General features: G+C 50.8%; 25 protein-coding genes. 20 read left to right on the top strand and 5 right to left on the bottom strand.

Annotated elements, in window-relative coordinates:
• Nucleotides 1–22: 22 nt before the first annotated feature.
• The 3 genes from KQI64_RS05745 to KQI64_RS05735 all read left to right on the top strand — a co-directional run bounded on the left by KQI64_RS05745 (nt 23) and on the right by KQI64_RS05735 (nt 2,458).
• On the top strand, nt 23–1,015 hold the full coding sequence (locus tag KQI64_RS05745) for a DUF5050 domain-containing protein (protein ID WP_216523767.1): 993 nt from the start codon (nt 23–25) through the stop codon (nt 1,013–1,015).
• 137 nt (nt 1,016–1,152) lie between these two features.
• Complete coding sequence (locus KQI64_RS05740; RefSeq protein WP_216523766.1) at nt 1,153–1,722, top strand: helix-turn-helix transcriptional regulator; 570 nt, start codon at nt 1,153–1,155, stop codon at nt 1,720–1,722.
• Nucleotides 1,712–2,458 carry a DUF6036 family nucleotidyltransferase gene (locus tag KQI64_RS05735; RefSeq protein ID WP_216523765.1) on the top strand — a complete coding sequence of 249 codons (747 nt, stop codon included), beginning with the start codon at nt 1,712–1,714 and terminating at the stop codon, nt 2,456–2,458. Before KQI64_RS05740 ends, KQI64_RS05735 begins: the two co-directional genes overlap by 11 nt.
• A 497-nt stretch (nt 2,459–2,955) precedes the next feature.
• On the opposite strand, the gene KQI64_RS05730 is transcribed toward KQI64_RS05735, so the two are convergent.
• The 5 genes from KQI64_RS05730 to ylxM all read right to left on the bottom strand — a co-directional run bounded on the left by KQI64_RS05730 (nt 2,956) and on the right by ylxM (nt 6,063).
• Nucleotides 2,956–3,693, bottom strand: coding sequence for a hypothetical protein (locus KQI64_RS05730; protein WP_216523764.1), 738 nt, complete (start codon nt 3,691–3,693; stop codon nt 2,956–2,958).
• A gap of 63 nt (nt 3,694–3,756) precedes the next feature.
• Nucleotides 3,757–3,990 carry a KH domain-containing protein gene (locus tag KQI64_RS05725; protein ID WP_216523763.1) on the bottom strand — a complete coding sequence of 78 codons (234 nt, stop codon included), beginning with the start codon at nt 3,988–3,990 and terminating at the stop codon, nt 3,757–3,759.
• Between the two features lie 24 nt (nt 3,991–4,014).
• Nucleotides 4,015–4,260 carry a 30S ribosomal protein S16 gene (rpsP, locus tag KQI64_RS05720; protein WP_216523762.1) on the bottom strand — a complete coding sequence of 82 codons (246 nt, stop codon included), beginning with the start codon at nt 4,258–4,260 and terminating at the stop codon, nt 4,015–4,017.
• Nucleotides 4,261–4,331: 71 nt separating this feature from the next.
• The gene (gene ffh / locus KQI64_RS05715; RefSeq protein WP_216523761.1) at nt 4,332–5,702 is read right to left on the bottom strand and encodes a signal recognition particle protein; all 1,371 of its coding nucleotides are present in this window, start codon (nt 5,700–5,702) and stop codon (nt 4,332–4,334) included.
• A gap of 4 nt (nt 5,703–5,706) precedes the next feature.
• A complete protein-coding gene (ylxM, locus tag KQI64_RS05710; RefSeq protein WP_216523760.1) occupies nt 5,707–6,063 on the bottom strand; it encodes a YlxM family DNA-binding protein in 357 nt (118 codons plus the stop codon).
• A gap of 455 nt (nt 6,064–6,518) precedes the next feature.
• Between ylxM and KQI64_RS05705 the strand changes: the two genes are divergently transcribed.
• From KQI64_RS05705 to KQI64_RS05625, 17 genes are all read left to right on the top strand, one after another.
• Entirely contained in the window at nt 6,519–7,448 is a 930-nt protein-coding gene (locus KQI64_RS05705) for a PhoH family protein (protein WP_216523759.1), read from the top strand.
• 39 nt (nt 7,449–7,487) lie between these two features.
• Nucleotides 7,488–7,985 carry an rRNA maturation RNase YbeY gene (gene ybeY, locus KQI64_RS05700; protein ID WP_216523758.1) on the top strand — a complete coding sequence of 166 codons (498 nt, stop codon included), beginning with the start codon at nt 7,488–7,490 and terminating at the stop codon, nt 7,983–7,985.
• Nucleotides 7,985–8,476, top strand: coding sequence for a diacylglycerol kinase family protein (locus tag KQI64_RS05695; protein ID WP_216523757.1), 492 nt, complete (start codon nt 7,985–7,987; stop codon nt 8,474–8,476). Before ybeY ends, KQI64_RS05695 begins: the two co-directional genes overlap by 1 nt.
• Nucleotides 8,477–8,558: 82 nt before the next feature.
• Entirely contained in the window at nt 8,559–9,476 is a 918-nt protein-coding gene (gene era, locus KQI64_RS05690) for a GTPase Era (RefSeq protein ID WP_216523756.1), read from the top strand.
• Nucleotides 9,477–9,572: 96 nt separating this feature from the next.
• Nucleotides 9,573–9,746, top strand: coding sequence for a hypothetical protein (locus tag KQI64_RS05685; RefSeq protein WP_216523755.1), 174 nt, complete (start codon nt 9,573–9,575; stop codon nt 9,744–9,746).
• Complete coding sequence (recO, locus tag KQI64_RS05680; RefSeq protein WP_216523754.1) at nt 9,697–10,443, top strand: DNA repair protein RecO; 747 nt, start codon at nt 9,697–9,699, stop codon at nt 10,441–10,443. Before KQI64_RS05685 ends, recO begins: the two co-directional genes overlap by 50 nt.
• Nucleotides 10,444–10,447: 4 nt before the next feature.
• A complete protein-coding gene (locus tag KQI64_RS05675; protein ID WP_216523753.1) occupies nt 10,448–12,811 on the top strand; it encodes an endonuclease MutS2 in 2,364 nt (787 codons plus the stop codon).
• A gap of 14 nt (nt 12,812–12,825) precedes the next feature.
• Nucleotides 12,826–13,341, top strand: a complete 516-nt coding sequence (rimM, locus tag KQI64_RS05670; protein ID WP_216523752.1) for a ribosome maturation factor RimM — start codon at nt 12,826–12,828, stop codon at nt 13,339–13,341.
• Nucleotides 13,331–14,017 (top strand): tRNA (guanosine(37)-N1)-methyltransferase TrmD, encoded by a 687-nt coding sequence (gene trmD, locus KQI64_RS05665; RefSeq protein WP_216523751.1) that lies wholly within the window; start codon nt 13,331–13,333, stop codon nt 14,015–14,017. Before rimM ends, trmD begins: the two co-directional genes overlap by 11 nt.
• Before the next feature lie 240 nt (nt 14,018–14,257).
• Nucleotides 14,258–14,521 (top strand): HPr family phosphocarrier protein, encoded by a 264-nt coding sequence (locus tag KQI64_RS05660; RefSeq protein ID WP_216523750.1) that lies wholly within the window; start codon nt 14,258–14,260, stop codon nt 14,519–14,521.
• A 76-nt stretch (nt 14,522–14,597) separates the two neighbouring features.
• A complete protein-coding gene (gene uvrC, locus KQI64_RS05655; protein WP_216523749.1) occupies nt 14,598–16,421 on the top strand; it encodes an excinuclease ABC subunit UvrC in 1,824 nt (607 codons plus the stop codon).
• A gap of 307 nt (nt 16,422–16,728) precedes the next feature.
• Nucleotides 16,729–17,277: a 16S rRNA (guanine(966)-N(2))-methyltransferase RsmD gene (gene rsmD, locus KQI64_RS05650; RefSeq protein WP_216523748.1), complete on the top strand. Its 549-nt coding sequence runs from the start codon at nt 16,729–16,731 to the stop codon at nt 17,275–17,277.
• On the top strand, nt 17,274–17,762 hold the full coding sequence (gene coaD, locus KQI64_RS05645; RefSeq protein WP_216523747.1) for a pantetheine-phosphate adenylyltransferase: 489 nt from the start codon (nt 17,274–17,276) through the stop codon (nt 17,760–17,762). The genes rsmD and coaD overlap by 4 nt, the downstream gene beginning before the upstream one ends.
• A 59-nt stretch (nt 17,763–17,821) precedes the next feature.
• Nucleotides 17,822–18,277, top strand: coding sequence for an ATPase (locus KQI64_RS05640; protein WP_216523746.1), 456 nt, complete (start codon nt 17,822–17,824; stop codon nt 18,275–18,277).
• Nucleotides 18,278–18,545: 268 nt separating this feature from the next.
• Complete coding sequence (locus KQI64_RS05635) at nt 18,546–18,953, top strand: division/cell wall cluster transcriptional repressor MraZ (RefSeq protein WP_216523745.1); 408 nt, start codon at nt 18,546–18,548, stop codon at nt 18,951–18,953.
• An 8-nt stretch (nt 18,954–18,961) separates the two neighbouring features.
• Nucleotides 18,962–19,885, top strand: a complete 924-nt coding sequence (gene rsmH, locus KQI64_RS05630) for a 16S rRNA (cytosine(1402)-N(4))-methyltransferase RsmH (protein ID WP_216523744.1) — start codon at nt 18,962–18,964, stop codon at nt 19,883–19,885.
• A gap of 299 nt (nt 19,886–20,184) precedes the next feature.
• A complete protein-coding gene (locus KQI64_RS05625) occupies nt 20,185–20,718 on the top strand; it encodes a hypothetical protein (RefSeq protein WP_216523743.1) in 534 nt (177 codons plus the stop codon).
• Nucleotides 20,719–20,791: the final 73 nt, after the last annotated feature.

The following is a 20,791-nucleotide window of genomic DNA, read 5'->3' as shown; positions in this document are numbered from 1 at the left end:
GAGGTCTTTTTTTAAATCAATTATGGGTATTGCAGGTGTAATCCTTCTCGCGGCTGCAGCGTGCGGATTGTCATTGGGAACCTACACCTTGTATCAGAATCATCAAAATGAAGAAACACGTAACGCTTTTTTTCAGGCATCTCCCGATGAAGCAGATATATTGTTAAGTATTTCAAATCATGAGGACCTTCTGTTTGACAGGGAAGCGTATAAAAAATTTGAGACATCCTGTCTGGGTAATACCAATAGCAATTTGCTTGCCTCAGGCATCTACGCCAAAAAGGGAAATATCGTTTGCACTTCCGGCGACGGCACAACCGTAACAATTGACGGTCAGGAGAAAAAGATATCAGACCATCCGTCATCATATCTCAATGTGATTAATGAAAGTGTTTTTTACCGTGATGACACGGACAGAAAAATATACCGCTACTTCATTAATGATGGTACAACGGAATGTGCGGTAAATGCTAACTGTGGAGAAACGATTGTCAGCGTCAAAGGAGTCTATTATATCGATTATTCTACTAAAAAACTGTTCTTTCTCGCGTTTTCCGATAAGGAGCCAAAGTTGTTTTTCAGCAAAAGAATTTCATCTTTTGCAGTAGTTGGCAACAGCGCATTTGTGCTTACTGAAGATAACACCTTTGGGTTTCTGAGAGAAAGCGGCTCTTTTACACCAATCAGCACAGAGGTTGACCGCTTTTTCTTCGATGGCTCTGCGCACATTCAAAAAGGTTCCAATATTTATCGGATAGATTCTTTCACACAATCGGAATGTGTAGCGGAAGATACAGATGGAGTTCTCATATATGAAGGCAGCGGTTATCTGTATATTGCCGAAAAAGACAGCATTACGAGATTATTAGATAATGGCGATACGGAAAAAATCTGTTCGCTTGAGGAAAATGAAATCGTAAAAACAATGATTGAAACAGGCAGCGCGTATGAAATCAGCCTTTTTGTTGAAAAAGACGGTTTGTATGCCAAAAAAATGTTGTCAATAAAAAAGTGATATCATTCCTTAAGGATATCAAAAACTGATAAAAACAGGTTGCTCTGCAGATTTAAAGCTTTCAGAATACTCAAACAAAAAACGCTTGACATTATAACGGTATACCGTTATAATGATGGTGAAAGAAGGTGTGCACAGTGACGTTGAATCAAATCCTAACCGATAATCATATCTCAAAATACCGCTTGTCAAAAAACAGCGGCGTTCCCTATATGACGATCAACGATATTTGCAGTGGAAAGACGAACTTGGCGGAGTGCAGTGCGAAAACCATCTACAAGCTTGCGAAAGAGCTTCGTATTTCAATGGAGGAACTTCTGGAACCATACTTACAGCCGCGTGCCGCGTTCGACTTATTCAAAAGCAACGTTTGTCACCGGTTGAAAGAATTGGGCGATATCCCGTTTTTGATCGATACATTGGAGAGTGACGACATCAACACTTATTACCGCCGCCATTGGTATCCCGAGTGCCTGTATCTGCTTGCTATGGTTGATTATGTCAGTCGTGAGAACAATATCTCTCTTTGTGAGGATTACAATGAGCTGCGCCGTTTGAAGCTGCCGAAGGTGCTGTATCCGAACAGCGTCATTGCGGCGTTTGCGGTCTCCTCTGACGAGGATATCAAGCGGAAAGCCGAAAGGGAAGCTATTCCCGAATTTATGCGTTTCAATATCGTGGAGAGCGAGGTGCGCAATGTCGTCTGATTACAATGTGATTAACAAGGATAATTTGAATCGCTATCTCAACGAGTTGTCAAAAGCCTATAAGAAGCTCGGCGGCAAGCATATGCCCGCTGAAATCATTCTGATCGGCGGCGCAGCGGTTATTGAAAACTACGGATTCCGCGATATGACGACAGACGTCGATGCGGTTATTCATGCAGCTTCGGTAATGGAAGACGCGATAAGACAGGTCGGCGACAAATTTCAATTGCCGCATGGATGGCTGAATTCCGATTTTACAAAAACCGTATCCTATAGCCGTAAGTTAGAAGATTATTCGATATTTTACAAAATCTTCAATCAGGTGCTGACCGTTCGCACGGTGAACGCCGAATATCTGATTGCTATGAAGTTGCGCTCAGGAAGAAAGTATAAAAACGATCTATCCGATATTATCGGCATTCTTGCAGAGCATGAAAAGCTCGGCGATACGATTACCTACGAGCGCATAGACAAGGCAGTTGTCAGTCTCTACGGCTCGTGGGATGGGATTTCGCCCGAAACCGTGACATTTATAAAAGGTGTTTTGAGTGACGGCGAATATCAGAGAGTATTTGAGGCTATCAGAAAGAACGAAGAAAACGCGCGTGAGATTTTATTGGATTTCCAAGAAAAATATCCAGACGTTTTAAAGGACGATAACGTTAATTATATTTTACATAAACAGCAATCCAAGCAGGAACTTCTGGAAGAACTCAAAAAGAAGAAAAACGAGTAACCGCAAATATATAGGCACAACCCTCATTTGGATTGCTCGAAATTTTGTTTCTCTTGATTGGTTTGTTTTGAACCATTATCGAGTCATTAGGGCTTTGACCAGGGCTAATGAGATTGCAAACGATTGATTTTGAGCTTTACAATGTGCGGATAGATCACATGAACATTGTGAAAACTCAAACATAATTCTTTGAGCCCCGTTATCTCTATCGTGAAACACAGACAATTTTTTTTGGGATTGTCTGTGTTTCATTATGCAATTCCAAAAAAAATTACGGACTACTTGTCTGTTGTGTTATATAGCTTTTTGTCAGATTAGAGTCATATCATTGCCTTTTAGTACATTTGCATATAGAAAAACACCGCACAGACGCATCTTGTGTTCTGTACGGTGTTGATTGCCTTGGCTCCCAATCGGCTTATTCTCTGTAGCTTTCAAATCATCCTTATTAGTATCAGCCTTTTCGGCGCTCCTTTTTGCGTGTCCGGATATGATTTTTAGTTTGACTTGAGATTTACGCTGCCTGTGCGTGCCGACGGACTGTACTGCATATCCTCGCGAACCACGCCGCTCTGGAAATACTCGCGCTGGTGCTGGTAGGCGTCCTGATAGTTCTGCTGCAGCGTCTTGTCCTCCGTGTCAAAGCGGACGTCCGTGGGCTTGAAGTAGGTCAGATACTTCTTCTCTCCGTTAAGCATGATCGTGCCCGCGGGATATTCAATGTCGCCGGTTGCCTCGGTGTCGGTCGCGTATACCGCGAAGAGCAGACCCATGCTGTCAAAGCCGTACTTGTCGATTCCGTTGATAAGGTTCGACGCCTCGTAGAACTCAAAGTAAAAGCCTCTGTTTGAGTTTCCGTTCTTGCAGTATACCTTGTTCTGCCACTCGGGTACGGTGAAGTTGATGCCGAGGGTCTCGCTGGCACAGGTCGGTGTGGTTACAAGGTAGAAGCCGCCGTCAAGCTGAGAAGGATATTCCGAGGTATTCGAGCTTTCTTCGGGCTTTTGGGTCGTTGCAGCCGGAGCTTCGGTCTGCTTTGCGACTGTCGGTGGCTCTGTGGTTGCCGCCTGAGTCGTCGCGGGAGCAGTTGTTGACGCAACGGTTGTCGCGGGCGCTGTCGTCGGCTCGTTCTTGCCGAAGGGGAGAAGGCTCCTGATGATATTGCAGCCAGAAAACGCGGTTATTACGATCGCGGCTGTCGTCGTTGCAGCGAGAGCTGCGGTCAGCTTTTTCATATGTACATCTCCTTTGTCATAATTTTAACAAACAAAAAAGGGCGTGACACGCCCTTTCGATGTTTAGTCGATTTCAACCATTACTTTTTCATCCATGCGGATAGACGCGCTCTTGGCGATCGTGCGGATAGCCTTGGCAATTCTGCCCTGCTTGCCGATAATTCTGCCCATGTCGTCCTCTGCAACGTGGATGTGGTATACGGTCACGCCTTCCTCGTTGGTCTCGTCCCTGTCAACGCTGACTGCGTCGGGATCGTCAACCAAACCCTTGGCGATGATAGCAAGTAATTCCTGCATTTTAGTTTTCCTTCCTGCGCGAAATTAGTCGATGATGCCGTTCTTCTTGAGCAGAGCCTTTACGGTATCGGTGGGCTGAGCGCCGTTAGCGATCCACTTCTTAACAGCCTCGGCGTCTACATTGAACTCAGAGGGCTTCTTGAGGATATCATAGGTACCGATTTCCTCGATGAATCTGCCGTTTCTGGGATATCTTGAATCCGCAACGATTACTCTGTAGTAGGGAGCCTTCTTTGAACCCATTCTTCTAAGTCTGATTTTTACTGCCATAATTTACACCTCTATAAAAAATTTGATTATATATTCACCATTGTAAAATGGAAGAATAGCCTGTTGTTTATTTAGAAGGGCATTCCGTTGCCGCCCATCGGCATTCCGCCGAGACCCGGGAGCATCTTGTTTTTGCGGCGCTTCTTCGAGCCCTTGCCGCCCTTCATCTGCTTTATCATCTTCTGCATCTGCTCGAGCTGCTTTAACAGCTTGTTGACCTCCTCAACGCTTCTGCCCGAGCCTGCCGCGATACGGCGTTTTCTCGAGGGATTGATGATCGAGGGTTTTGCTCTCTCCTCGGGAGTCATCGAGTAAATGAGCGCCTGCAGCCAGTCTATCTGCCTGTCATCAATGTCGACGTCGTCGAGCTGGTTGCCGATGCCGGGAAGCTTTGAGAGTATGCCCTTGAGCGGTCCCATCTTCTTTATCTGGTTGAACTGCTCGTTGAGGTCGTTGAAGTCGAGCTTGTTGTTGAGCATCTTCTGAGCCATTTCCTCGGCTTTTTTCTCGTCGAGCTTGCTCTGCGCGTTCTCGATAAGCGTGAGAACGTCGCCCATGCCCAGAATACGGCTCGCCATTCGGTCGGGGTGGAATACTTCGATGTCGTCGAGCTTTTCGCCCGTACCCGCGAACTTGATAGGCTTGCCGGTGACAGCCTTTACCGAGAGCGCGGCGCCGCCTCTGGTGTCGCCGTCGAGCTTTGTGAGGATAACGCCTGTGATTTCAAGAAGATCGTTGAAGCTCTTCGCCACGTTGACAGCGTCCTGACCGGTCATCGAGTCGATAACGAGGAGGATCTCGTCGGGATTGACCTCAGCCTTTACCTCCTTGAGCTCGTTCATCAGCACCTCGTCGATGTGCAGACGGCCGGCGGTATCGAGGATAACCACGTCGTTGCCGTAGTCCTTTGCGTGACGTACAGCCGCCCGCGCGATTTTGACGGGGTTCTCGGTGCCCATTTCAAAAACGGGAACCTCAGCCTTCGCGCCGACGACCTTCAGCTGGTCGATAGCGGCGGGGCGGTAGATATCGCAGGCTACGAGCATCGGGCGGCGGTTCTGCGCCTTGAGCATCTTCGCGAGCTTTGCCGAGTGGGTGGTCTTACCGGAGCCCTGCAAGCCGCACATCATAATGACTGTCGGCGGCTTTGAGTTGAACTGTAGCCTTTCGTTTTCACCACCCATCAGAGCGGTCAGCTCCTCGTCGACGATTTTTATTACCATCTGAGCGGGAGTAAGGCTCTCCATTACGTCCTGACCGATGGCGCGTTCCGTCACCTTGTTGGTAAAGTCCTTGGCGACCTTGTAGTTAACGTCCGCCTCGAGCAGCGCAAGTCTGACCTCGCGCATCGCGCCCTTAACGTCGTTCTCGCTCAGCTTGCCCTTGCTTTTAAGTTTTTTGAACGCGTTGCTGATTTTATCCGCAAGTCCTTCAAATGCCATAAGCTTATTCCTTTTCTTTAAGCTCGCCCGTCTGCCTCAGGATATCCTCGGCAAGCGAGCGGATGTCGTTGTCGTCTGTTGATTCGGAAATTTTCCGCGCCTTGACGGAAATGTCGTCAAGTCCCGCCTCAAGCTGCTGAAACCGGCTGAGAAGTCCGAGCTTTTGCTCAAACTCAAACAGCTGCTTTTCGCCGCGCTTGATTTTGTCGCGGACGCCCTGCCGGGTAATGCCTGTTTCTGCGGCGACCTCGGCGAGGGACAGGTCGTCGTTGTAATAAAGCTCCGCCATCTGCTTGCACGAGGGCTTCAGAAGCTCTCCGTAAAAGTCGAGCAGCAGCGAAACCTCAATATTTTTTTCCATTTTCATAGCTCCTTGCTATGCGGTCTGTAAAGCTTTTTTCTTCACACCTGAGCTATTATACAGCATAAAGACGGATTTGTCAAGCTGTTTGAGCCATGAATAATGCTTTGAAAACAGGCTGATTTTTTTGCGGAACATTCATAAAAAGGAAAAAATTTTTTATTAGTATTATCTAAAAAATCGTAATTATCTCCGTGCAAAGCGATAATATATTGCTCTCAAATTTGATAATAACAATAATACACGCTGATTATTGAGCTGTTCGGGCATAAAACTTCTAAAAACACGGAGAAAAACAATCACATATTTGTATATAGTTTATAAACTTTATAATATTGTTTAAAAAAGCTGATTTTTATAAGTTATTCCTGAAAAATTGTGTTATAATTTTAGTATTATCAGCATTACATTATCGGGAGCTGTGCCTTACGGAACAAATTATCAGTATTGACAGAATGGAAAACGCGGTCGCGCTGTTCGGAAGCTTTGACGAAAATATCAAGCTCATCGAGCGCGAGTTCGGCGTAAAAATCACCTGCCGCGGAAGCGAGCTCAAAATCGAAGGCGATGTTGAGAACGCCGCACGCGCGAGAACGGTCATCGAGAGCCTGCTGCAGTTTCTCAGCCGCGGCGAAGCGCTCTCGGAGCAGAATATCCGCTACTGCATTTCGCTTGTCCGCGAGGGCAGCGAGGAAAAAATCGAGCAGCTCGCTGGCGACTGCATCTGCATCACCTCAAAGGGCAAGCCGATCAAGCCTAAGACCATCGGTCAGAAGCGCTACTGCAATATGATCGCCAAGAACACGATAACCGTCGGCGTAGGTCCCGCGGGCACGGGCAAAACCTATCTCGCTGTGGCAATGGCGGTCACGGCGTTCAGGGGCAAGCAGGTCAACCGCATAATTCTGACGCGTCCCGCTGTTGAGGCGGGCGAGAAACTGGGATTTCTTCCCGGCGATCTGCAGAGCAAGGTCGACCCTTATCTCCGCCCGCTCTACGACGCGCTGTTCGATATGCTCGGCGCCGAGACCTATCAGAAGTACGTGGAGCGCGGAAACATAGAGGTTGCACCTCTTGCGTACATGCGCGGCAGAACTCTCGACGACAGCTTCATCATTCTCGACGAGGCGCAGAACACCACGCGCGAGCAGATGAAGATGTTCCTGACCCGTCTGGGCTTCAACTCCAAAATGGTCATCACGGGCGATATCACTCAGATCGACCTTCCCAACGGAGCCAAGAGCGGTCTTAAGGACTGCATGAAGATCCTGCGCAATATCGAGGGCATAGGGCAGTGTACCTTCGACGAGAAGGACGTTGTCCGCCACAAGCTTGTTCAGGATATCATCAAGGCTTACGCAAAATTTGAAAACGGCAGACAATAACTATTATTCATATCGATTTATATCAGAAAGGGTGAAAAAATGGCAGACAAAATTAAGGTAGTAATTACCAACAAGCAAAAGGCGGTTAAGATCCCGACGGGTATTCGCATGCTTGTCCGCCGCTGCTGCAACGCTGTGCTGAAGCTTGAGAACTTTGAGGGTCCTGCTGAGATCAGCGTCACCTTCACGGACAACGCGGGTATCCGCGAGCTCAACAAGCAGTACCGCGACAAGGACATCGACACAGATGTGCTGTCCTTCCCGATGGGGGAAAACGGGGTGTATGACATCGACATGGAAACAGGCGCTAAGATATTGGGTGACGTCGTCATTTCCATGGAGAAGGCGAGAGATCAGGCGGAGCGTTTCGGACACTCCTTCCAGCGCGAGGTAGGTTATCTTACCGCCCACAGCGTGCTTCATCTCCTCGGCTACGACCACATCGATAATCTTGAGAAGGTCAGAATGCGCGAAAAGGAAGAGCTCGTTATGGAGCAGCTCGGTCTTCCCGCTTCCTCGAGCTACATTCTAAACTGATGAAAAAACAGCTTCTCAGCTTTTTTTACGCGTTCCGCGGCTTTTGGGACGCTGTCTGTACGGAGGCTCATCTGCGGTTTCATCTCGCGGCGGCGTTTTATGTGCTGCTGCTGTCGCCGTTTTTTGAGCTGGACGCCGCTCAGTACGGCGTGCTTATCGTGCTTATCGCGGCGGTGATTTCCGCGGAGCTGTTCAATACCGCTCTCGAGACCGTCTGTGATCTGATTACGAAGGAGAGAACCTACTACATCCGTATCGCAAAGGATATTTCCGCGGCGGCGGTGCTTGTGTTCGCTCTCGCGGCGGTCGCGGTTGCGGTCGTGTTCTTCTGGAACGCGGCGGCGTTTGCGGCTATGTTCGGTTTTTTCGCGGCAAATCCGATTTTGGCGGCGGCGCTGTTGCTGTCGGCGGTGATCTCGGTGTTTTTTGTCGCGCTCGGACCGAGAGAAATATGGGGAAAAATTCGTAAAAAAAGCAAACCAAAGGGCTAAACTTCGCGTTAGCCCTTTTCTTGCGCGTTTTTTTGTGTTATACTGAAATAATAAATACAAATAATACAAACGAGGTGTTCTCATGCAATACGATACAAACGGCAAAAGCGCGTTTATCGCGATCGTCGGCAGACCGAATGTCGGCAAAAGCTCGATACTCAACCGCCTTCTCGGGCAGAAGATAGCGATAGTTTCCTCAAAGCCCCAGACGACGCGCAACCGCATTACGGGCGTGCTGACTGACGGCGAGTACCAGATCGTGTTTTTCGACACACCGGGCATGCACAAGCCGAAGAACACTCTCGGCAAATACATGGTTCGCTCCGTTAATGAGAGCGTCGGCGGCGTAGACTGCTGCATGCTCGTGGTCGAAGCGGGCAAGGAGCCGTCTCCGGCGGATCTGTCGCTGATCGAAAAATTCAAGTCTATCGGAATGCCGGCGATCCTCGCTATCAACAAAATCGATATGCTCAAAGAAAAGGACGCGCTGATGAAGCAGATCCTCACCTATTCGCAGCTTTACGATTTTGAGACGGTGGTTCCCGTGAGCGCACAGGACGGCAGCGGCATGAACGAACTGCTCGACGAGCTGAAAAAGCAGTCGTCCGAGGGCGGTCATTTCTTTGACGACGACACCCTCACCGACCAGCCCGAGCGCGTTATCGTTTCAGAGCTTATCCGCGAAAAGCTGCTGCGCCTCTGCGACAAAGAGATTCCGCACGGCACCGCGGTTCTGATCGAAAAGATGAAAACGCGCGACAACGGTATCCTCGACATCGACGCGACTATCTACTGCGAGCGCGATACCCACAAGCGCATCATCATCGGCAAAAACGGCGCGATGCTCAAAAAAATCAGCACCTACGCGCGTCAGGATATAGAGCGCTTCTTTGACTGCAAGGTTTTTTTGCAGACGTGGGTCAAGGTCAAGGAGGATTGGCGCAACCGCGCGCAGCTCGTTCAGAACTTCGGCTACGATGAGCGCAACTTCGACAAGTAAGACTTGAGCAAATTCGCGTACTAAAGCGCGGATAAAAAATATTTACCAGCCATAAACCGCCGCTTCCGCGCGACACTATTCTATGGAGGTGTTGTTATGGAGGAATGGTATATGTGGCAGGTGTTTTTCACGACGGGCAGCGTGCTCGACTATATCCGTTACAAAAGCATTCAGAACGCCGCTGACACAGGCGCGGACACGGTGCTCAGGGAGATTGACGATGAAATTCCAGACGGACGGACTGATTATCAGAGAACAGAATATCGGTGAAAACGACAGGCTCGTCTGGGTTCTGACGCGCTCGAACGGCGTGGTAAAGGCGTTTGCGCGCGGCGCGAAAAAGCTCGACAGCGCGAAATGCTCCGCGACCTCGCTGCTTTCCTACTCCCGTCTCACGCTTTACAAGAGCCGGGAGAATTACATAGTAGGCGACGCAAAGACGCTCAGGATTTTCTCGAAGCTGCGCCATGACGTGCGCAAGATGTGCCTTGTTCAGTATTTCTGCGAGATCGCCCGGCACATCTGCCCGAGAGAACAGCCTGCCGACGAATTCCTGCGGCTGTTTCTCAATTCTGTTTACCTGCTTTCGGAAAACAAGCGCGGCGAGCTGCTGGTAAAGGCATGCTTCGAGATGAGGTACATGTGCATGGCAGGCTACAAGCCGGACCTGCTGATGTGCCGCAAATGCGGAGCTTATTCCGCGCCGCTTGTTTATTTTCTCCCTCGCGAGGGCAAGCTCGAATGCTGCAATTGCCGCCGCAGCTCCGACAAGGTCGCTCCGCTCAGCGAGGCGGCTCTGACCGCTCTGCGCCACACGGTTTTTGCCGAGGACTCAAAGCTGTTCTCGTTCGCTCTGTCGGACGAGGGACTGAGAATGCTGAACAACGCCACGGAGCTTTACCTGAGATGTCAGCTAGACAGGGATTTTCAGGCATTGAATTTTTATAAAACCATTACTAACGGGTGAAACTATGAACCGTAATTACAAAACGCTTGAACTTGATAAAATACTCGAAAGATTGGCAGCGATGACGACTATCGAGGACGCAAAACAAGAGGCTCTCAACCTCGAGCCGCAGTTTGACCTCAAACGGGTCGAGCTGCTGCTGAAGCAGACCGACGACGCTGTTGCCCTCAGCGGCAGATTCGGAGCGCCGTCGTTCGGAGGAGCGGCAAACTGCGCCTCAAGTCTGAGAAGGGCGGAAGCCGGCGGCTGTCTGAGTACAGGCGAGCTGCTCTCGATCGCGCGCACGATGCACGTTATCCGGACCGTCAGGGAGTGGCACAGCCGCTGCGCTTCGGTCGAGACCGCTCTCGACGGCTATTTCAGCGGACTTGTTTCGAACAAATACCTCGAGGAGAGGATAACCACCGCGATCATCAGCGAGGACGAGATCTCCGACAAGGCGAGTCCCGCGCTCTCGGATATCCGCCGCAAAATCCGCACCGCTTCCTCAAAGGCGCGCGAGACCCTCGACAAAATCATACACAGCTCAAAATACATCAAATATTTGCAGGACGCTATAGTGACCCAGCGCGACGGAAGGTACGTCGTACCCGTAAAGTCAGAGTGCCGCAACAACGTGCCCGGTCTTGTTCACGACACCTCCGCCTCGGGTCAGACGGTTTTTATCGAGCCGATGGGCGTCGTGCAGGCGAATAACGACATAAAGGTTCTCCGCGGCAAGGAGGAAGAAGAGATCGAGCGCATTCTCTTTGACCTCAGCGCAAACGCGGGCGAGTTCGCGGACAGCATTATCCGCAGCTATAAGAACCTCGCACAGCTTAATTTCATCTTCGCGAAGGCTGATCTTGCGTACTCCATGAGAGCGAGCCGTCCTGTTATGAACGACCGCGGCGAGGTCAATATCCGTCAGGCGCGTCACCCGCTTATCCCGAAGGACAGGGTAGTGCCGGTGGACATCACCCTCGGCAAGAGCTTTGATACCCTCGTCATCACGGGTCCGAACACCGGCGGCAAGACCGTCACTCTCAAGACCCTCGGACTTTTTACTCTTATGGCTATGTGCGGACTGCTCGTTCCCTGCGCGGACAACAGCGAGCTCAGCGTGTTCCGCAGGGTTCTTGTCGATATCGGCGACGAGCAGAGCATTGAGCAGAGTCTGTCCACATTTTCGGCGCACATGACGAATATCATACAGATACTTAAGCTCGCCAACGCAGGTTCTCTCTGTCTTATCGACGAGCTGGGCGCGGGTACGGACCCCGTCGAGGGCGCGGCTCTCGCTACGGCGATTCTCGAAAGACTGCGCGAAAAGCACGCTAAAATCGCGTCGACCACGCACTACGCTGAGCTCAAGGAATTTGCTCTCCGCACAGAGGGAGTTGAAAACGGCTGCTGCGAATTCGACGTCGCTACATTGCAGCCGACGTACCGCCTGCTCATAGGCGTTCCCGGAAAGAGCAACGCCTTCGCTATTTCAAAGCGGCTCGGAATGGACGCGTCCATAGTCGACCGCGCAAAGGAGCTTGTCTCGACCGAGAGCCGTCAGTTTGAGGACGTCGTCGGAAAGCTTGAGCAGCAGCGGCAGAGCCTTGAAAGGCAGGTCGAGAACGCCAACCGCCTGACCGCGAAGGCGAACACCGAGAAGCAGAGAGCCGAGAACGAAGCGAGACGCGCAAGAGAGGACGCGGAGCGCGAGATCGAACGTGCGAAGCAGGAAGCTCAGCGGATAGTATCGCGGACAAGGGCGCAGGCGGACGCTCTGATCGAGGAGATCGAAAAGGCGCGCCGCGAAAAGGAGATGACCGCCGAACAGCGCACGAAGCTGCGGCAGGACATCAACCGCATGGAAGCCCACGCAGACCCCGTAAAGCTCAAAAACACGCCCGACGAGGAGTATGTGCTTCCGCGCCCGCTCAAGGTCGGCGACACTGTGCTCATATATGACATAGACAAGAACGCCACGGTGCTCGCGCCGCCCAACAAGGACGGTCAGGTGCTGGTTCAGGCGGGAATAATAAAAACGCGCGTGGACATAAAGAACCTGCGCCTGCTCAAATCTCAAATCAAGCCGAAGGCTGACCGCTTCTCGTCGACGCGTCGAGTGCCGAGCCGCATGGACGTGCGCCCCGAGACAGAGATCGACGTCCGAGGCGAAACAGGCTTCGACGCGGTGAATATCGTCGACAAGGCGATCGACAACGCGATGCTCTCGGGCGTGGGCAAGCTGACGATCATTCACGGCAAGGGCACGGGCGTGCTGCGCCGCGAGATAAATCAATTCCTGCGCACAAACAAGCACGTCAAGTCGCACCGGCTCGGCACCTTCGGAGAGGGCGAGGACGGCGTGACTATCGTCGAACTTAAATAAATCGGAGTTTAGATATGAAAAAGCAATTTTTGGAAACCGGCAGAATCGTCGGAACACACGGAATAAAGGGCGAGCTGAGAATTGAGCCGTGGTGCGACTCACCCGAATTTCTCTGCGCCTTCAAGAAGCTCTACCTCGACCCGGACGGCGCGGCAGTCATAGAGGTCAAGAGCCGTCCGCACAAGAACATCACCCTCGCGAAAATCAAGGGCGTCGACACGATCGAGGAAGCCGAGCGTCTGCGCGGAAAGACTGTGTACATCAACCGCGACGACATCAACCTCGGCGAGGGCGTGCATTTTGTACAGGACTTGCTGGGGCTTGAGATCCGCGACGCTGACAGCGGCAAGGTCTACGGCACTCTGACCGACGTGCTGCGCACAGGCGCGAACGACGTTTACGAAATTACGGACGGCGGCGGAAAGAAATACCTCGCGCCGGTGATCGACGAGGTCGTTATCGAGATCAACACCGACGGCGGATATGTCCTGCTCCGTCCGATGAAAGGAATTTTTGACGATGAGGATTGACATCATCACTCTCTTTCCCGAGATGTTCGAGCCGGTGCTCGGCGACAGCATAATCGGACGCGCGCAGAAAAGCGGAGCCGTCGAGATACACACCCATCAGCTCCGCGATTTTGCCTTTGACAAGCACCGCCGCGTCGACGACAGCCCCTACGGAGGCGGAATGGGCATGCTGATGAAGGCTGAGCCAATCGCGCTGTGCTTTGAGCACATCTGCGAGGAAACAGGCAGCCGCCCGAGGTTTATTTATATGTCTCCGCAGGGCAAAACTCTCTGTCAGCAGCGCCTGCGCGAGCTGAGTGCGGAGGAGAATATCGCGATACTCTGCGGTCACTACGAAGGCGTAGACCAGCGCTTGCTCGATATGTTCATCGACGAGGAGATATCTATAGGCGACTACGTGCTCACCGGCGGCGAGATTCCCGCGATGGTATTTGCGGACGCGCTGTGCAGAATGGTTCCCGGTGTGCTTACGAACAACGAGTGCTTCACGGAGGAGAGCCATTTCAACGGGCTGCTCGAGTACCCGCAGTACACAAAGCCCGCCGAGTGGAGGGGCATGGAGGTGCCGGAGGTGCTTCTCAGCGGCCACCACGCGAATATAGAGAAATGGCGCAGGGAAAAGAGCCTTGAGGTCACTGCGCAAAAACGCCCGGACCTGTTGAAAACCACGGAGTAATCAACAAATTTCCGCGCCGTTATTCTAACCTTTTGATTTTTAAAATAACATAACTGTATATTTTTTGTAAAAATGCACAATAAACCGAATAAATTCATTCTCAGTGGTGATTATAAGCACGAAATTGAATATTCTTATTGACCTTCCACGAAAAAAATATTATAATAGTAGCGTTATAAGTCCCTTCCGAGGGTAAACTACGAAACTAAATTTATGTATTTAGAGAAGAGGGTAATAAAAATGTATGTTAAGGAAGTTTTAGTTCAGAACAAGGCCGGACTTCACGCTCGTCCCGCGACATTCTTCATTCAGAAGGCGAACGAGTACAAGGCTACCATTTGGGTAGAGAAGGAAGAACGCCGCGTTAACGCGAAGAGCCTTCTCGGTGTGCTTTCACTGGGCATCATCGGCGGCACTACGATCAAGATCATTGCTGACGGCTCCGACGAGACTGACGCTGTTGAGGGACTTGCGGCTCTGGTTGAGAGCGGCTTCGCTGAGTAATCAGAATCATAAACAAGCATTATTTTTAGGGCGAAGTAACTTCGCCCGTTTTATTTTTAAACCGGAAGGAAATCACATGAATCCCAAACTTTCCGAGCTGCGAAAAAAGGCAATGGCTCTGCCTTTGCTGCCGGGCGTGTATATAATGCACGCAAAGGACGGCGAGATAATCTATATAGGCAAGGCTAAGGCGCTCAAGAACCGCGTAAGTCAGTACTTCGGCTCACAGAACAACCACGCCGAAAAGGTGCGCCGCATGGTTGACAACGTGGACAGCTTCGAGTATATCATCACCGACAGCGAATTTGAGGCGCTGATCCTCGAGTGCAGCCTTATAAAGCAGCATACCCCGAAATATAATATCCTTCTCAAGGACGACAAGGGCTACTCCTATATCCGCGTCGGAGCGGGAGACTGGGGAAAGCTCAGCTATGTGCTGCAAAAGCAGGACGACGGCGCGACCTACATCGGGCCGTACAAGAGCAGCTACTACGTCAAGAGCGCGGTCGAGGAGGCAAACAAGATATTCATGCTTCCCACCTGTAACCGCAGATTCCCTCAGGATTTCGGCAAGGCGCGTCCCTGTCTTAATTACCATATCAAGCAGTGCATGGCTCCCTGCACGGGCAGGGTAAAGCTCTCCGATTACCGCGAGAGCATGGAGCAGGCGCTGGACTTTCTCAAGGGCGGCTCGTCGAATTCCGTAAAGCAGCTCACAGAGCAGATGGAACAGGCTTCGGAGAATCTCGAATTTGAGCGCGCCGCGAGGATAAGGGACAAAATCGCCGCCGTTAAGAAGATGAGCGACAAGCAGAAGGTCGTTGCCAACAAGGTGCTCGACGAGGACGTTATAGCAGCGTTTTCCGACGGAGCAAAGACCTGCTTCCAGGTGTTCCGCTTCGAGGGCGGCAGGCTGTTTGACCGCGAGAGCTTCATCGTCGACAGCGGCGAAGGCGATACCGAGGAGTTTATTCTCCGTTACTACACTCTACGTCCCGACGTGCCTAAGAATGTCGCCGTAGATACTGAGTGGGACGGTATGGACGAGGTCGCGCGCTGGCTGAGTGAAAAGCGCGGAAATAAGGTTAGCCTGACTGCGCCCAAGAGGGGAGAGCAGGCTCAGCTTGTGAGCATGTGCCGCTCAAACGCCGCCGAGGCGCTCGCCCAGCAAAAGGGCGCAACCGTGCGCGAGTACGGAGTGCTTGAGGAGCTCAAAGAGGTGCTCGGACTTGACGCTCTGCCCGAGTACATCGAGTCATACGATATCTCGAACCTCAACGGCAGCGAAAACGTCGCGGGAATGATCGTCTATCAGAACGGCAGACCGCTCAAATCCGCCTATAAAAAGTTCAAAATCAAGGGCTTTGAGGGTCAGGACGACTACGCTTCAATGGCTGAGGTTCTTACGCGGCGCTTTGAGGAGTACCGCAGGGCTGAGAACGCCGAGGGCTTCGGCAGATTGCCCGATCTGATTCTTCTCGACGGCGGCGCGGGACAGGTACACGCGGTCAGAGAGGTAATGAACAAGCTCGGTATCGACGTGCCGCTGTTCGGTCTTGTCAAGGACGACAAGCACCGCACGCGCGCCGTTACGGGCGACGGCGGCGAGATCGCGATAAATTCGCGCAGACAGCTTTTTACATTCCTGAGCAAAATGCAGGACGAGGTTCACCGCTTCGCTATCGGATACCACCACGCGCGCCGCAGCAAGAACACCTTCCGCAGCTCTCTCACTTCAATAGAGGGGATCGGCGAGGTGAGGGCAAAGGCGCTGCTCAAATACTTCCGCACGGTCGACAACATCAGCAAGGCCGATCTGGAGGAGCTTGAGGCGGCTCCGAAGATGACAAAGGACAGCGCGCTCGCGGTCTACAGGTATTTTCACGCGGAAGAGAGTTGAACTCCGGCGATCACCTGAATCTGATTTGTTAATCGTTTTGTAATCATTTGTAGGGGCGAGCATTGCTCGCCCGGGGTTGCTGCTCAAAACATTGCTTTTTTATCAACTTATGGACAAGAAAACAGCGTTGGTTCAGCGGGCTTGCAATGCAAGCCCCTACAAATGCAAGCCCCTACATTTGTTTACATACCTTCACCGCTCCAACAAATCAATTATAAAATCAGATTCACGCCCTCTCACGATAATTTTATTGCAAAAAAGAAAAATGTATGATATAATACATTAAACAGTCTAAAAGGAAGATTTTATGCGAGTGATCACAGGTACCGCGCGCGGCAGACGGCTGCTGACCCTTGAGGGCGAGGACGTTCGTCCGACCACAGACAGGGTGAAGGAAGCGGTTTTTTCAATCATACAGTTCGAAACAGAGGGCAGGGCGTTTCTCGACCTCTTTGCAGGCTCCGGGCAGATGGGCATTGAGGCTCTCAGTCGCGGCGCTAAGGAGGCGGTCTTTGTCGACAGCGCAAAGAAAAGCGTCGATATCATACGTCAGAACCTCAAGTCGACCAGCCTTGAGCCCAACGCCAAGGTGTGCCGTCTCGACTGGCAGAGCTTCCTCTCGATGAACACGGAAAAATTCGACATTGTGTTCCTTGACCCGCCCTACGGCAAGGGAATATTGCAGTCCGCGCTCGAAAAAGTCGTATCTCATATGAAGGAAACGGGCGTTATCATAGCGGAAAATCCTTTAAATGAGGAAATTTTGTCAAAATACGGTGATTTTGTACTTGACAGACAGTATCGCTATGGTAAAATAAAAATAAGCACATACAGGCATGAGGATTTTGTGAAATGAAAAGAACGGTAATCTATCCGGGCAGCTTCGACCCTGTCACGCTCGGGCATCTTCAGGTGATCCGCAGAGCGGCAAAAATGTTTGACAAGGTGATCGTAGCGGTTCTTATAAATTCATCAAAATCCCCGACCTTCTCCGTTGAGGAGCGAATGGATCTGCTCCGTCAGGTCACGGAGGATCTGGACAATGTCGAAATCGCTGGCTTCGACGGTCTGCTTGCCGAATACGCGCGCGAGCGCGGCGTCAACGCGATCGTCAAGGGTCTGCGAGCGGTTTCCGACTTCGAGTACGAGTTCCAGATGGCTATTGCCAACAAGAAGCTCAATCCCGACCTCGAGACAATTTTCATCACGGCGGATTCCGATCTGATGTATCTTAGCTCGAGCATGGTAAGGGAAATCGGCTCAATGGGCGGCGATATCAGCAATTTCGTGCCGGAATGTGTACACGACAGGATCGTCGGCAGATTAAGGGATAAAAAGTAACTGCTTTTTATTATAAAGAAAATTACAACTTAACATATAAGGATAAGGAGTGGAAGAAAATGAAAGTTGATGATTTGATTTTAGATTTACAGAATCTGGTTGACAATGCCAGAGCCGTACCTCTCTCGGGCGGCAAGGTCATGGTCAACAGCGACGAGGTGTTTGAGATTATCGCTCAGATACAGGACGCTATGCCCGCCGAGGTAAGACAGGCTAAGAACATCGTTGCCGACAGAAAGCAGATTCTCAACGAGGCAAACAGCGAGGCGGAGAATATTATCCGCGCCGCAGAGGAGCGCAAGAAGATCATGCTCAACCAGAACGAGCTGGTTCGTGAGGCGCAGGCTAAGGCAAAGGAGATCGTGGACGACGCCAAGGCTAAGTCCGCCGAGATCCGCAAGGCCGCCAACGTTTATGCCGACGGCATTCTCAAGCGCGCCGAGGAGAGCCTTTCAACACAGCTCACCGACATCAAAAAGACGCGTTCAACGCTCGCAAATTCTCAGAAAAAGTAATAATCCAAATACTTTTGAAAGGTCTGACGGAGAGTCGGGCCTTTTGTTTTTTGCATGAAAGAGGTCAAAACCGATCATTTTGCATGTGTTTTATAACCTGACGGAGGAATTTGGGAATAATAACGAAAATTTTATTAATTTGTAATATCTGCTTGATTTTTGGAGCCTTATAGGTTATAATGGTGTTAATCGGTGTCACTTTGTGTCATTGAGTGACAATCGGATGCTGAAAATCGCGATACGGAGGTGGGCAAGCGTGTTTTTGGGTATGTCAAACCATAATATAGACTCCAAGGGCAGGATCGTGCTGCCCGCAAAATTCCGCGAGGAGCTCGGCGAGAGCTTCATTGTCGCGAACGGCTTCAACGCAAAATGCGTTCAGGTGATGTCAAAGTCGGAGTACGAGAATATCTCCGCGCGCATCCGTCAGCTTCCCGCGAAGCAGGCGATGGCTATGCAGTACAACTTCACCGTGACCGCGTCCGAAGTGACTCCGAATGCTCAGGGACGGTTCGTGATTCCTCCAGCTCTGCGCAAGATCGCCAAAATCGAGGGCGAGGCGCTTGTGCTGGGAATGGACACAAGAATCGAGATCTGGAGCAGAGAGGTATATGACGAGTTCATGCTGTCACAGCAGCCGGTGCTTGAAGAGGCGCTGGAGAACTTCGTGTTCTAGGAGGCGTTATGGATTTTTCCCACAAGCCCGTCCTGCTCGAAGAAGCAATCGAAGGACTCGCAATAAAAGAAAACGGAATATATGTGGACGGAACTGCGGGCGGAGGCGGTCATTCGAGCGAGATACTCAAACGCCTCCGCGGCGGCACACTGATCTCGATCGACCGCGACCCCGACGCGATTCAGACGCTTACAAAGCGTTTCGCAAAGAACGAGAATTCGATCATCGTCAAGGGAAACTACGGGGATATGCGCGAGCTGCTCGCGCAGAGAAAGCTCTACAGGGTCGACGGAGTGCTGCTCGATATCGGCGTTTCCTCACATCAGCTTGACACAGCTGAAAGAGGATTTTCATTTCACGAGGACGCGCCGCTCGATATGCGCATGAGCCAGAAGGGTACGACGGCGGCTGAGCTTGTAAACACCCTGCCGTATGAGGGGCTGCGCAGGATTTTGTTTGAGTACGGCGAGGAGAAATACGCCGGCTCTATCGCTAAGGGAATAATCGCCGCCCGTGAGCAAAAGCCGCTCGAAACGACGTTTGAGCTTGCCGAAATCGTTAAGGCGAACGTGCCGCAGAAGGTAAGGCGCGACGGTCACCCTGCGCGAAAGACATTTCAGGCGATACGTATCGCGGTCAACGACGAGCTCGGAGAGCTGACGCGCGGACTTGAGAACGCGTTTGAGCTTTTGGACAGCGGCGGAAGGCTTGCTGTTATCACCTTCCATTCGCTCGAGGACAGGATAGTGAAGCAGCAGATGGCTCAGTGGTGCAGGGGCTGCACATGCCCCAAGGACTTCCCGGTCTGCGTCTGCGGAAACACCCCAAAAGCAAAATTAGTCAATAAAAAACCCGTTTGTGCAAATGAAACAGAATTGGCGGAAAACCCCAGAGCGAGGAGTGCAAAGTTGAGAATATGCGAAAAAATTTAAGTTTTTTCCTCTCAGCTATGGACAAACGCCGAGTTTTGGTGTAAAATATAACAAAACTGTAAATAATATTACAGCTACAACCGCTTGTGATTTACAAGCCTGTTATGACTAGATATCCGGTAAAAACGGCTTGAAACCGTAATTTCGGACAGATTGTGTGTGAATTCTGAAATCAAATTGTTAAAACTTTGAAACTTTTTGACTTCAAAGAATTAAATTGCTGACTTATTTCTGAAACGTCAGCGAAAAAGTGTGTTTTGTGAAAATTTTGTATAGAGAAAGGCATAAGGTGCAATCCAATGGCATATAACAACAATGCTGCTTATGACTTAAACCTTTTTGACGAGGAAAATACATACTCCTCCGCCGCTCCCAAGCGCCGTGAGGAAGAACCCGTCAGAAAGCCTAAGAAAAAAGTAAAAAATAATGTGGTCGAGTTTTCCGAGGAGGACAAGCTCAAGTCCAGACGCCGCAGGCATAACCCCTTAAAGCTTTTGCTCGGCGGAGCAAGCGCAGCGGTAGTCGCCGTGATCATCGGTTTTATCATCGTCGGTCAGGTGCAGCTCACAGAGCTCAACCAGCAGATCATTTCGGCTCAGGAGACCCTCGAGGACACCCAGAGCATCTATACTCAGAACCAGATGAAGCTCGAAGCGAATCTCTCAAATGCGGAGATCGAAAAATATGCCGCTTCACTCGGCATGACCAAAGCATCGAATGCCCAGAAGGAATTTATCTCCCTCGAAGGCGGCGACAAAGCGGAGGTAAGCGTACAGAAGAGTGAAAATATTTTCACCAAGTTTATCGATTCAATTAAAAATCTTTGGTCATAACATTCATTGAAATTAAATATAATGAACTGACATATCAGAATGAGAGTTAAGGCTTAAAATGTCTTGGCTCTTT

This window comes from Lachnoclostridium sp. MSJ-17, assembly GCF_018918205.1.
GTDB lineage: Bacteria > Bacillota > Clostridia > Oscillospirales > Acutalibacteraceae > Ruminococcoides.
Note: the sequence above shows the minus strand (reverse complement) of the source record. Positions and strands in the feature narration are given on the sequence as shown.